Source organism: Streptomyces sp. JB150, from assembly GCF_011193355.1.
Classification (GTDB): Bacteria; Actinomycetota; Actinomycetes; order Streptomycetales; family Streptomycetaceae; genus Streptomyces.
Map to the genome: position 1 here is coordinate 4,438,505 of NZ_CP049780.1, position 11,682 is coordinate 4,450,186.

Consider the following 11,682-nt stretch of genomic DNA (forward strand, 5'->3'; position numbering starts at 1 on the left):
CGTGATCGATATCAGCGAGTCCGTGATGCAGTTCCTTCTGGCGTTCGTCGTCGTCGGCCCGCTCCTCGGGGCCGCCGCCGCTCTGCTGCCCGCCCCGCCCGGACTGAAGGGGAAGTCGCCCGAGCAGGCCGTGCTGCGCCACGGCGTCACCGTGACCGGCGCCGTGCTCATCGCCGCGATCGCCCTGGCGCTCGGCTTCGACCACGACCAGCCGTCGAAGATGCAGGCCACGACGGACATCAGCTGGATCCCCGCACTCGACGTGCGCATCCACCTCGGCATCGACGGCATTTCCCTCCCCCTCGTCGTGCTGACCGCGCTGCTGACCTTCCTCTGCGCGCTCTACAGCTACTTCAAGCTGCCCGCGGGCCCGTCCCCGAAGGCCTTCGTCGCCCTGCTGCTCGTCCTGGAGTCCGGCACCCTCGCCACCTTCGCCGTCCTCGACCTGCTGCTGTTCTTCCTCGCCTTCGAGATGGTCCTGATCCCGATGTACTTCCTCATCGCCCGCTGGGGCGGCGAGGGCCGGGCCGAGGCCGCCTGGAAGTTCATCCTCTACACGCTGCTCGGCTCCGTGGTCATGCTGCTCGGCCTGCTCCTGATCGGCCTGCGAGCGGGCACCTTCGACATGGTGGCACTCGCCACTGACAACGGCCGGTCGCTGAGCACGTCCGTGCAGGTCATCGCCGTTCTGGCGATCGGGATCGGGCTCGCCGTGAAGACCCCGATGTGGCCACTGCACAGCTGGCTGCCCGACGCCCACACCGCCGCCCCGACCGTCGGCTCCGTGCTGCTGGCCGGCGTGCTGCTGAAGATGGGCACGTACGGGTTCGTCCGCATCCTGCTGCCCGTCGCGCCCGACGGCTTCCGCACCTTCGCGCCGTACCTCGCCGCCTTCGCCGTCGTCGGGATCATCTACGGATCGCTCGCCTGCCTCGCCCTCGCCCGGCGCGGCGCGAGGGGCGACCTGAAGCGGCTGATCGCCTACTCCTCCGTCGGTCACATGGGCTTCGTCCTGCTCGGCATCGCGACCATGACCCCGACCGGCGTGAACGGCGCCCTGTTCGCCAACGTCGCCCACGGCCTCATCACCGGCCTGCTGTTCTTCCTCGTCGGCGCGCTGAAGGAACGCACCGGCAGCACCGACCTCGACACCCTCGCCGAGGAGACCGGCGCCGCCCTGTACGGCCGGGCGCCGCGCCTGGGCGGCCTGCTCGCCTTCGGCGCCGTCGCCTCGCTCGGGCTGCCGGGCCTGGCCGGGTTCTGGGGCGAGATGCTCGCGCTGTTCGGCGCGTTCGACCCCGCCGACGGGCTCAGCCGCCCCGCCTTCCTCACCTTCATGGCGGTCGGCGCGTTCGGCACCCTGCTCACCGCCGCCTACCTGCTGGTCGTGGTCCGCCGGGTCTGCATGGGCGCCCTCCCGCAGGACACGCCGAAGCTCACCGACGTACGGGGCTACGAGTTCGCGGCCTGGACGCCGCTCGTCGCCCTCACCGTCGTCGCCGGACTCTGGCCCAAGACCCTCCTCGGCCTGACGGACCCGGCCGTGCAGCAGCTCCTCGCAGGAGGCACCCGATGAACTCCCTGGCCCAGCCGGCCGCCGCGTCGCTGATCCAGTCCGTCGACTGGCTCGCCGTCGCGCCGCCCACCGTCGCGGCCGTGATCGCCCTCGTCGTCCTGGTCGCCGACCTGTTCGTGGCCGAGCGGCGCAAACCGCTCCTCGGCTATGTCTCCGTCGCCGGCCTGGCCGCCGCCATGCTCATGCTGCTGCCCCTCCTGGACGGCGACCGCGCCACCTTCTGCGTGCCCGCCGACCCCGCCGCGTGCAGCTACGTCGCCGACCGCTTCACCCTCGTCCTCCAGCTGCTCGTCCTCGGCGGCGCCCTGGTGGCCGCCCTGCTGTCCGTCACCGGTCTCAAGGACGCGCGCGGGGGGCTGCCCGAGGGGGAGTTCTGGTTCCTGCTGCTGTCCTCCGCGGCGGGCGCCGCCCTGCTGCCCGCCTCCCGCGACCTCGCGACCCTGATCGTCGCCCTGGAGGTCGCCTCGCTGCCCGCCTTCGCCCTCGTCGGCCTCAAGCACGGCGACCGCAGGTCCTCCGAGGCGGCGCTGAAGTTCTTCCTGTCCTCGGTCACCGCCACCGCGGTCAGCCTGATGGGCGTCAGCTTCCTCTACGCCACCACCGGCAGCCTCTACCTGACCCGGATCGCCGAGCGGATCCAGGGCGTCGACGGACAGCTCCACACCCTCGCCCAGACCGGCGTGGTCCTCACCCTCATCGGCTTCGCCTTCAAGACGGCCGCCGTGCCCTTCCACTTCTGGGTGCCCGACACCTACGTGGGCGCGCCCCTGCCGGTCGCCGCCTACCTGTCCGTCGTCGGCAAGGCGGTCGGCTTCTCCGGCCTCGTCCTCGTCACCGTCATCGCCCTGCCGTCGTACGCCGACGTCTGGGGCCCCGCGCTCGCCGTGCTCGCCGCCCTCACCATGACCGTCGGCAACGTCGGCGCCCTCCGGCAGGCGGCCACGCGCGCGTACAGCGCGGTACGGCTGCTGGCCTGGTCCTCCGTCGGCCAGGCCGGCTACCTCCTGGTCCCGATCGCCGCCGCCGCGTACTCCGACGACGCCGAGCGCTCGATCGGCTCCACGATCGCCTACGCCCTCATGTACGGCGTGGTCAACCTCGGCGCCTTCGCGGTGGCCGCCCTGGTCGGCCGTACGAGGTCCCTGAACCGCGTCGCCGACTACCGCGGCCTGTACGCCGCCCACCCGGTCACCGCCCTGCTGCTGGCCTTCTTCCTGCTCTGCCTGGCCGGGCTGCCGCCGGGCATCATCGGCCTGTTCGCCAAGGTCACCGTCTTCTCGGCGGCCGTCGACGGGGGCCTGGGCTGGCTGGCCGTGGTCATGGCCGTGAACGTCGTGATCGCGCTGTTCTACTACCTCCAGTGGACCGCCCTGCTGTTCCGCGCGCCCGAGGGGGAGCCCGCGCGGCACCGCGTCCCGGCCCCCGTCACGGCCGCGATCGCCGTCACCGCCGTCCTCGGCATCGCCCTGTCCGGGGCGCCCCAGCTGGTGCTGCGCTTCACCGACACCGGCCTCTTCTGAGGCCTTCTCGGCCGAGCCGTCCGGGCAGCCTCACTCGGACGGCTCAGCCGCGCCCCCGCAGGCACAAGGGAACTAGTGCTCGCCGCCCGGCGTTGACCGAAGCGGGAGGGTCCACTGGACGTGACACCACGACTCCGGTGCGACAAGCGATTCAGCAAGCAAAGGGTTCCCCTGCTGCACCACTTGGAGGGCGTACCGTGCACCGCCGGCACAACGGGCTCAGGACCGCAGTACTCCTCGGGGGACTGTCCGCACTCATCATCGTCATCGGCGGCTTCTTCGGCCGTACGGGGCTCGTCGTCGCCGTCCTGGTCGCCCTGGGCACGAACGCGTACGCGTACTGGAACAGCGACAAGCTCGCCCTCCGCGCGATGCGCGCCCGCCCGGTCAGCGAGTTCGAGGCGCCGGGGCTGTACCGGATGGTCCGCGAGCTCTCCACGCAGGCCCGCCAGCCCATGCCCCGGCTGTACATCTCCCCGACGGAGGCCCCCAACGCCTTCGCGACCGGCCGCAACCCGCGCAACGCCGCCGTGTGCTGCACGGAGGGCATCCTCCGCCTCCTCGACGAGCGCGAACTGCGCGGCGTCATCGGCCACGAGCTGAGCCACGTCTACAACCGCGACATCCTCATCTCGTCGGTCGCCGGCGCCCTCGCCACCGTGATCATGTTCCTGGTCAACTTCGCCTGGCTGATCCCGGTCGGCCGCTCGGACGACGACGACGGCCCCGGCCTGTTCGGCATGCTGCTGATCATGCTCCTGGGACCGCTCGCGGCCTCCCTCATCCAGCTGGCCATCAGCCGCTCGCGGGAGTACGAGGCCGACGCCTCCGGCGCCCAGCTCACCGGTGACCCACAGGCCCTGGCCAGCGCCCTGAGAAAGCTGGAGGCGGGCACCAAGCAGCTCCCGCTGCCCCCCGAGCCGCGGATCGAGACCGCGAGCCACATGATGATCGCCAACCCGTTCCGCCCCGGCCAGGGCCTGGCCAAGATGTTCTCCACCCACCCGCCGATGGCGGAGCGCATCCGCCGCCTGGAACAGATGGCAGGTCCCCCACGGTGAAGACGATCCTGAACATCATCTGGCTGGTGCTGAGCGGCCTGTGGCTGTGCCTCGGCTACTTCGCCGCAGGGCTGCTCCTGTGCGTCACGATCATCGGCATCCCCTTCGGGATAGCCGCCTTCCGCATCGGTGTCTACGCGCTGTGGCCCTTCGGGTACACCACGGCCGAGCGCCGCGACGCCGGCGCCCCGTCCCTCGTCGGCAACGTCCTGTGGCTGGTCCTCGCGGGCTGGTGGCTGGCCCTCGCCCACATCGCGACCGGCATCGCGCTCTGCCTCACGATCATCGGCATCCCGTTCGGCATCGCCAACTTCAAGCTGATACCCGTCTCGCTGGTGCCGCTGGGCCGCGAGATCGTCCCCTCGGACCGCCCGTTCGCCACGAAGACCTGGTGAGGCCGCCGGACCACCCGGCCGCCCCCAGACCACCCAGCCCTTGGATCACCCAACCCCCGGATCACCTGGCCGCCCCCGGACCACCCGGCCGCCGCCGGGCCGGGATCACCGCGCGGACGCCCACCACCGCCGTACCCCGTACGCCACCAGGCCCGCCGCCAGCACCCCCGCACCCGCCGCGACCGACACGCCGGGCAGCGAGAACGCCAGCACCACACAGCCGAGCAGTCCCACGGCCGGCACCACGCGGGCGCGCACGGAGGCGTCCAGCGTCCATGCCGAGGCGTTGGCCACGGCGTAGTACGCGAGCACCCCGAACGACGAGAAGCCGATCGCGCCCCGCACGTCCACCGTGGCCGCCAGGACGGCGACCACCGCGCCCACCGCCAGCTCGGCCCGGTGCGGCACCCGGAAGCGCGGATGCACGGCGGCCAGGACGCCCGGCAGATGCCCATCACGCGCCATGGCGAGCGTGGTCCGGGAGACGCCCAGGATCAGCGCCAGCAGCGAGCCCAGCGCCGCCACCGCTGCCCCGACGCGCACGACCGGCACCAGACCCGGCAGCCCGGCGGCGCGCACGGCGTCGGCCAGCGGAGCGGTCGCCCGGGCGAGCCCGCCGGAGCCGAGCACGGACAGCACGGCGACCGCCACGCACGCGTAGACCGCGAGCGCGATGCCGAGTGCCAGGGGGATCGCACGGGGGATCGTCCGGGCGGGATCGCGCACCTCTTCGCCGAGCGTGGCGATCCGCGCGTACCCGGCGAAGGCGAAGAACAGCAGACCGGCCGCCTGGAGCACCCCGCCGAAGCCCTCCGAGGCGCCGATGTCGAGCCGCGCGGCGTCGGACGCGGCCGACCCCAGGCACCCGGCCACCACGGCGGCGAGCACGGCCAGCACCACCGCCACGATCGCCCGCGTCAGCCAGGCGGACTTCCGCACACCGCCGTAGTTCACGGCGGTCAGCGCCACGACCGCCGCCACCGCCACCGCGTGCGCCTGACCGGGCCACACGTACGCGCCCACGGTGAGCGCCATGGCCGCGCAGGAGGCCGTCTTGCCGACGACGAACGCCCAGCCCGCCAGATAGCCCCAGAAGGGCCCCAGCCGCTCCCTGCCGTACACGTACGTGCCGCCGGAGGCCGGATAACGGGCCGCGAGCCGGGCCGAGGACATGGCGTTGGAGTAGGCGACCACGGCCGCCACGGCGAGCCCGGGCAGCAGCCCGGAGCCGGCCGCGCCGGCCGCCGGGGCGAGCGCGGCGAAGATCCCGGCTCCCACCATCGAGCCCAGCCCGATGACCACGGCATCGGTCAGCCCGAGGGAGCGTCGCAGTCCGGCAGGGGACGTCGTCATGGCGGCACCCTACTGATCCGGCCGGCCGCCCCCGCACACGGAGGGAGGGCGGGCACGAAACGCCCGCCCTCCCTCCCGCCGGCCCGCGCGGCCTAGCGGTAGTTCACGAACTGCAGCGCGAAGTCGAAGTCCTTGCCCTTCAGCAGGGCGATGACGGCCTGAAGGTCGTCCCGGCTCTTCGAGCTGACCCGCAGCTCGTCACCCTGGACCTGCGCCTTCACGCCCTTGGGACCCTCGTCGCGGATGATCTTCGCGACCTTCTTCGCGTTCTCCTGCGAGATGCCCTCCTGGATCGACGCGAAGATCTTGTACTCCTTGCCGGACAGCTGCGGCTCGCCCGCGTCCAGTGCCTTCAGCGAGATCCCGCGCTTGATCAGCTTGGACTGGAAGACGTCGAGGACAGCCTTCACCCGGTCCTCGGAGTTCGCCTCCATCAGGATCTTGTCACCGGACCACGAGATCGAGGCCCCCACGCCCTTGAAGTCGTAGCGCTGCGAGATCTCCTTGGCGGCCTGGTTGAGGGCGTTGTCGACCTCCTGCCGCTCGACCTTCGAGACGATGTCGAAACTGGAGTCGGCCATGTCCTGTGGCTCCTTGCATCGGGTGCGAATCGGGGTGCGTAGCGGCGTACGCGGGTCGACGGCCGGCCCCGCGCGGTGCCGGGCCGCATCCGGACAAGCCTAGCCACCCCCCGTCCCCCGGGTGCCGATCAATCGGGTGGCGAAGCACCCCTCCTCATCGGGTATTGTTTACGTCGTTGCCAGGGAGCACCGCCGAAAAGCGGTTCGAACGGCAGCGACCCCGGCGGTGTGCCCGAGCGGCCAAAGGGAGCAGACTGTAAATCTGCCGGCTCAGCCTTCCCAGGTTCGAATCCTGGCGCCGCCACTTCGGGAAAGACCCTCTCCTCTGCGAAACGCAGGGAGGGGGTCTTTTCGTTTCCGCATCCCGTCCCCCGCATCCGCATCCGCGTGGCGGGGCGCGGCGGGTGTGGTGACCCTCACGGGGCCGGGAACCGCGCGGGCACACTGGGGGCATGTCGTCCCGTCGCAGAACGTGTCCCGAGTGCCGTCGTGAGATCGCCGTCGTCGCCGGGCGGTTCGCCCGGCACGATCCGCCCGGCGCCCGGGAGGACGGGCGGCTGGTGTCCTGTCCCGGGTCGCGTCGGCCGGCGCAACTGGGCGCCGTGCAGCCGTCGTTGGACGGCTATGTGGTGCCTGAGTTCCCGGGGCAGCTGCCGCTGTTCTGACTCCCCGTCCGCCCCGCGCGGCGGTCACTCACCGGCGACCGACTTCACCGCCACGGACACCGGCGTCGACCCGCCGACCAGCTCCAGGGTCAGACCGGCCGTCGCCGGGGTCTCCAGCAACTCGGCCAGGACGGCGGCCACGTCGTCGCGCGGGACCGCGCCACGGCCCGTGTGCGCCTCCAGACGGACCAGGCCGGTGCCGGGGTCGTTCGTCAGCGAACCGGGGCGCAGGATCGTCCAGTCGAGCGCGTCCAGGCCCCGTACGTACGCGTCCGCCTCGCCCTTGGCGCGCAGGTAGACGTCGAAGATCTCGTCGCCCTCGTGACGCGGGTCCGCGCCCATCGACGACACGACCAGGAAACGCCGTACCCCCGCGCGGACCGCGGCGTCCGCGAACAGCACCGCCGCGCCCTTGTCCACGGTGTCCTTGCGCGCCGCCCCGCTGCCGGGCCCGGCGCCCGCCGCGAACACCGCCGCGTCCGCGCCCTGAAGATGCGCCGCGACCTCCTCGACCGTGGCCGACTCCAGGTCCAGCAGCACCGGTTCGGCGCCCGCCTCCCGCAGGTCGTCGCCCTGTTCCTCGCGGCGGATGAGCCCCGCCGGCTCGTAGCCGCGCAGGGCGAGCAACCGCTCGAGCCGCAGCGCGATCTGACCATGTCCACCAGCGATGACAATGCGCATGTCTTCGACCGTACGCCCCCGCGACCACTCGCGCCGCCGTACGCCCCACGCCCGCCGCACCGCGCGCCCCCGCACACCCCTCAGGAAGGCCCGCCCCGCCCCTGTCGCGGCAGTCCCAGCTCCACCGCGGAGTCGCAGTACTCCCGCACCGCGCTCGTCCGGGTCACCACGCGCCCCTGGTGCACCACGAGCCGGCTCTGGGCCAGCGAGAGCGCGCCGGACAGCCGGTCGGCGCGCAGCGCGAGGAGTTCGGCCGGGAAACCGGCCTCCACGCGGACCGGGGGCAGGCCCAGGGCCGCCCGCGCGGAGGCGCTGACGGTGTCGTAGGCGTCCTCGGGGGACAGGCCGTGACCCGAGGCGAGGAGGTAGGCGGCCTCCAGCGGGTCCCCGCGCCCCACGGGGTTGGACACGTCGCGCAGCGCGCCGCTCCCGGCCGCGACCCGGACACCGGCGGCGCGCAGCAGCCGTACGGGCGCCGTCCCGCGGCCCTCCACGCCCCCGCAGCCGCCCTGTGGCAGGCACACCACCGTCACGCCGGCCGCGGCGAGCTGGTCCGCCGTTCGGCCGGCGACAGCGGCGGGCAGGCGCGCGAGAGAGGCGCACGGCCCGATCGACACGCCGGGGCGCAGGCCGCCCGCCATGGCGGCGAGCCGGGCCAGCCGCGCCGGGTCGGCGGCGTCGGTGTGCAGGTCGACGGGGCAGCCGTGCTCCGAGGCGACCTCCAGCACGGCCTCGACGTAGCCCGCCGGGTCCGGGTCCGCGTCGGGACAGCCGCCCACCACACAGGCGCCCATTTTCACCGCGTCCCGCAGCATCGCCAGGCCGTCCGCACCGGCCGCCCCGGTCAGCACCCGCGGCATCGCCACCGTCGTCAGCTCCACGAGCCCGCGCAGCGCGCGCCGCGCCCGCAGGACGGCCCGCAGCGCGCCGAGCCCCTGGACGTCGCCCACGCGCACGTGCGCCCGCACCGCGGTGGCCCCGTGGCCGAGCTGGAGCAGGGCGGCCTCCGTGGCCCGGCGCTGGACGTCCCGCGGGTCGTGGGAGACCGGCCCGTCCGCGTCGGCGGACAGCGCGGTGTCCGCGTGGGCGTGCGGTTCGGCGGGGGCCGGGAGCAGCAGATAGCCGGTCAGGTCGACCCGGGCGCCGTCCGCGCGCGTACCGCCGCCCAGGCTGCCGGCCGTGCCGACCGCCTCGATCCGCCCGCCGCCGAGCCGTACGTCCACGGTGCGGCCGTCCGTCAGCCGCGCCCCGCACAGCAGCAGGCCCCCGTCGGACCGTCCCGGCGAGCCCGACGGCGACGAGGACGAGCGGGGCGGCTGCGGCTGGCTGTCGGGCATCGCGCTCCAGTGGCTCGGGGGCTGTGCCGGGGGCACAAGATCACAGAGAGTGAGTCGAGCGTAGGACGACGTCCCTGCTGGGGCGGGGAGGAGCGCAATAGTCGTACCGGTGTGGTTGCCCGGACCGGAGCGCCGCGCGGGGCTCCGGTGAGGCCTGGGGCAAGGGCCGGGGCGGGGGTCCGGGAACGGATTTGGGCGAACGGCGGGCAACCGTGTAATGTCTTCCTCGCTCGCCCCAATAGCTCAGTCGGCAGAGCGTCTCCATGGTAAGGAGAAGGTCAACGGTTCGATTCCGTTTTGGGGCTCTGATGTGAGAGGTTCCCGCCGCGAGGCGGGGCCCGATCGCATCGCAGCGGTGTAGCTCAGTCGGTAGAGCAAGCGGCTCATAATCGCTGTGTCACCGGTTCAAGTCCGGTCACCGCTACTCAAAGTAGCCGATTGCCGGGTCGGTCCGACGATCGGCTACTCTTCATGTGCGTTCATTTCTAGTCCCCGTTCGTCAAGGAGCACTCACGTGGCTGCCACCGACGTCCGCCCGAAGATCACGCTGGCCTGCGTGGAGTGCAAGGAGCGGAACTACATCACCAAGAAGAACCGGCGTAACAACCCGGACCGTCTTGAGATGAAGAAGCACTGCCCGCGTTGCAACGCGCACACCGCGCACCGCGAAACGCGATAACAAGGCTCGTTCACGAGGCCGCCCCCGCAGTACCGGGGGGCGGCCTCGTGGCGTTTGCGGCCGCTGGGCCGGACCGTTCACCGGTCGCCCCCAGCCGTCCGTCCGGTCATCCACAGCAAGACATCAGGAGGTGCCGAGCCATGGCGCTCGACCAGTCCTTCGTGGGGCGGACCTACCCGCCCACCGAGCCCTACGAGGTGGGCCGGGAGAAGATCCGGGAGTTCGCGGAGGCGGTGGGAGACGCCAACCCGGCCTACACCGACCCGGAGGCCGCCAAGGCGCTCGGTCACCCCGATGTGATCGCCCCGCCGACCTTCGTGTTCGCCATCACGTTCAAGGCCTCGGCCCAGGTCGTCGCCGACCCGCAGCTGGGCCTGGACTACAACCGCGTGGTGCACGGCGACCAGAAGTTCGCCTACCGGCGCCCGGTCCGCGCGGGCGACCGGCTGACGGTCACCTCGACCATCGAGGCGATCAAGTCGATGGCCGGCAACGACGTCCTGGACATCCGCGGCGAGGTGCACGACGAGGCCGGTGAGCACGTCGTGACCGCCTGGACCAAGCTCGTGGCCCGCGCGGCCGAGGAGGCGTGAGCAAGATGACCGCCAGCATCGCGTACGCCGACGTCGAGGTCGGCACCGAACTGCCCGCACAGACCTTCCCCGTGACCCGCGCCACGCTCGTGCGCTACGCGGGTGCCTCGGGCGACTTCAACCCGATCCACTGGAACGAGAAGTTCGCCAAGGAGGTCGGACTGCCGGACGTCATCGCGCACGGCATGTTCACCATGGCCGAGGCGATCCGCGTGGTCACCGACTGGGTCGGCGACCCGGGCGCGGTCGTCGAGTACGGCGTCCGATTCACCCGGCCCGTCGTCGTCCCGAACGACGACCAGGGGGCGACCATCGAGGTCAGCGGCAAGGTCGCCGCCAAGCTCGACGACAACACGGTCCGCGTGGACCTCACCGCGACCAGCGGCGGCCAGAAGGTGCTGGGCATGTCCCGCGCGGTCGTCCGCCTCGCCTGACCCCCCAGGTCACCGGAGCAGGGGGCGCCTGTCCATGACGGGTGCCCCTCATGCATGGGTGCCTTCACGCGCGGCTGCCCCTCATGCATGGGCTTGATCCTGAAGCAGCGAAACCCCTGCCCACAGACCCCCTTGACTAAGTTAGTGATTGGGCACTAACTTAGTCGCATGGTCAGGATGAGCGCAGAAGAGCGACGCGAAAGCGTCATCCGCGCGGCGATCGCCGAGTTCGCGCAGAACGGCTACCACGGCACGTCCACCGACGCGATCGCCAAGCGCGTGGGTGTCTCGCAGCCGTACCTCTTCCGCCTCTTCCCCGGCAAGAAGGCGATCTTCCTCGCGGCCGCCGAGCGCTGCCTGGAGGACATGCGCCGGACGTTCGAGGAGGCGGCGGGCGACCTCAAGGGAGAGGAGGCCCTGCATGCCATGGCCGAGGCGTACAACGTGCTGCTCGCCAAGGAGCCGGAGCGGCTCCAGATGCAGCTCCAGACGTACGTCGCGGTGGCCGCCGCCGAGGCGGCCGGCGACCACGAGTTCGGCGAGATGGTCCGCCGCGGCTGGATGGAGCTGTGGGACACCGTCCATCTGCCCCTCGGGGCGGACATCGCCGAGACGACGACCTTCATGGCGTTCGGCATGCTCGTGAACACCCTGACGGCGATGGGTTTCCCGCCGGAGCACCGGGTGTGGAGCGGGCTCTACGACTCGGCGAAGACCAAGAGAGTGGCGCACCACTAGGCCACCAGGACCACCAGGGGCGGCACGGCTCTGTGCGCCTTTTCACGCCCGCAAAAGTTAGTCATCAAT

Annotated in this window: 13 protein-coding genes and 3 tRNA genes; 12 read left to right on the top strand and 4 right to left on the bottom strand. The window is 72.1% G+C overall.

Going from position 1 to position 11,682, the window contains the following annotated elements; genetic code table 11:
• Nucleotide 1 precedes the first annotated feature (1 nt).
• The 4 genes from G7Z13_RS20715 to G7Z13_RS20730 all read left to right on the top strand — a co-directional run bounded on the left by G7Z13_RS20715 (nucleotide 2) and on the right by G7Z13_RS20730 (nucleotide 4,552).
• Nucleotides 2-1,576 carry an NADH-quinone oxidoreductase subunit M gene (locus tag G7Z13_RS20715; RefSeq protein WP_166001451.1) on the top strand — a complete coding sequence of 525 codons (1,575 nt, stop codon included), beginning with the start codon at nucleotides 2-4 and terminating at the stop codon, nucleotides 1,574-1,576.
• A complete protein-coding gene (locus G7Z13_RS20720) occupies nucleotides 1,573-3,096 on the top strand; it encodes an NADH-quinone oxidoreductase subunit N (RefSeq protein WP_166001453.1) in 1,524 nt (507 codons plus the stop codon). The genes G7Z13_RS20715 and G7Z13_RS20720 overlap by 4 nt, the downstream gene beginning before the upstream one ends.
• A 197-nt stretch (nucleotides 3,097-3,293) precedes the next feature.
• Complete coding sequence (gene htpX / locus G7Z13_RS20725; RefSeq protein ID WP_166001456.1) at nucleotides 3,294-4,157, top strand: zinc metalloprotease HtpX; 864 nt, start codon at nucleotides 3,294-3,296, stop codon at nucleotides 4,155-4,157.
• On the top strand, nucleotides 4,154-4,552 hold the full coding sequence (locus tag G7Z13_RS20730) for a YccF domain-containing protein (protein ID WP_166001458.1): 399 nt from the start codon (nucleotides 4,154-4,156) through the stop codon (nucleotides 4,550-4,552). Before htpX ends, G7Z13_RS20730 begins: the two co-directional genes overlap by 4 nt.
• Before the next feature lie 105 nt (nucleotides 4,553-4,657).
• Here G7Z13_RS20730 and G7Z13_RS20735 read toward each other — a convergent pair whose 3' ends face one another.
• Both G7Z13_RS20735 and G7Z13_RS20740 read right to left on the bottom strand, forming a co-directional pair.
• Nucleotides 4,658-5,905, bottom strand: coding sequence for an amino acid permease (locus G7Z13_RS20735; protein WP_166001460.1), 1,248 nt, complete (start codon nucleotides 5,903-5,905; stop codon nucleotides 4,658-4,660).
• A 92-nt stretch (nucleotides 5,906-5,997) separates the two neighbouring features.
• Nucleotides 5,998-6,486 carry a YajQ family cyclic di-GMP-binding protein gene (locus tag G7Z13_RS20740; protein WP_166001462.1) on the bottom strand — a complete coding sequence of 163 codons (489 nt, stop codon included), beginning with the start codon at nucleotides 6,484-6,486 and terminating at the stop codon, nucleotides 5,998-6,000.
• A gap of 222 nt (nucleotides 6,487-6,708) precedes the next feature.
• Between G7Z13_RS20740 and G7Z13_RS20745 the strand changes: the two genes are divergently transcribed.
• Nucleotides 6,709-6,790 (top strand) — tRNA-Tyr (locus G7Z13_RS20745).
• A 148-nt stretch (nucleotides 6,791-6,938) separates the two neighbouring features.
• Nucleotides 6,939-7,151: a hypothetical protein gene (locus G7Z13_RS20750; RefSeq protein ID WP_166001464.1), complete on the top strand. Its 213-nt coding sequence runs from the start codon at nucleotides 6,939-6,941 to the stop codon at nucleotides 7,149-7,151.
• Nucleotides 7,152-7,175: 24 nt separating this feature from the next.
• Here G7Z13_RS20750 and G7Z13_RS20755 read toward each other — a convergent pair whose 3' ends face one another.
• Together G7Z13_RS20755 and G7Z13_RS20760 are read right to left on the bottom strand one after the other, a co-directional pair.
• The gene (locus G7Z13_RS20755; RefSeq protein ID WP_166001466.1) at nucleotides 7,176-7,832 is read right to left on the bottom strand and encodes an NAD(P)H-binding protein; all 657 of its coding nucleotides are present in this window, start codon (nucleotides 7,830-7,832) and stop codon (nucleotides 7,176-7,178) included.
• Between the two features lie 80 nt (nucleotides 7,833-7,912).
• A complete protein-coding gene (locus tag G7Z13_RS20760; protein WP_166001468.1) occupies nucleotides 7,913-9,169 on the bottom strand; it encodes an amidohydrolase family protein in 1,257 nt (418 codons plus the stop codon).
• A 232-nt stretch (nucleotides 9,170-9,401) separates the two neighbouring features.
• Between G7Z13_RS20760 and G7Z13_RS20765 the strand changes: the two genes are divergently transcribed.
• The 6 genes from G7Z13_RS20765 to G7Z13_RS20790 all read left to right on the top strand — a co-directional run bounded on the left by G7Z13_RS20765 (nucleotide 9,402) and on the right by G7Z13_RS20790 (nucleotide 11,613).
• Nucleotides 9,402-9,474, top strand: a tRNA-Thr gene (locus G7Z13_RS20765).
• A gap of 46 nt (nucleotides 9,475-9,520) precedes the next feature.
• A tRNA-Met gene (locus G7Z13_RS20770) sits at nucleotides 9,521-9,593 on the top strand.
• 90 nt (nucleotides 9,594-9,683) lie between these two features.
• Complete coding sequence (rpmG, locus tag G7Z13_RS20775) at nucleotides 9,684-9,848, top strand: 50S ribosomal protein L33 (RefSeq protein ID WP_003948671.1); 165 nt, start codon at nucleotides 9,684-9,686, stop codon at nucleotides 9,846-9,848.
• A 140-nt stretch (nucleotides 9,849-9,988) separates the two neighbouring features.
• The gene (locus G7Z13_RS20780; protein WP_166001470.1) at nucleotides 9,989-10,441 is read left to right on the top strand and encodes a MaoC family dehydratase N-terminal domain-containing protein; all 453 of its coding nucleotides are present in this window, start codon (nucleotides 9,989-9,991) and stop codon (nucleotides 10,439-10,441) included.
• A 5-nt stretch (nucleotides 10,442-10,446) separates the two neighbouring features.
• A complete protein-coding gene (locus G7Z13_RS20785; protein WP_166001473.1) occupies nucleotides 10,447-10,875 on the top strand; it encodes a MaoC family dehydratase in 429 nt (142 codons plus the stop codon).
• 168 nt (nucleotides 10,876-11,043) lie between these two features.
• A complete protein-coding gene (locus tag G7Z13_RS20790) occupies nucleotides 11,044-11,613 on the top strand; it encodes a TetR/AcrR family transcriptional regulator (RefSeq protein WP_166001475.1) in 570 nt (189 codons plus the stop codon).
• Nucleotides 11,614-11,682: the final 69 nt, after the last annotated feature.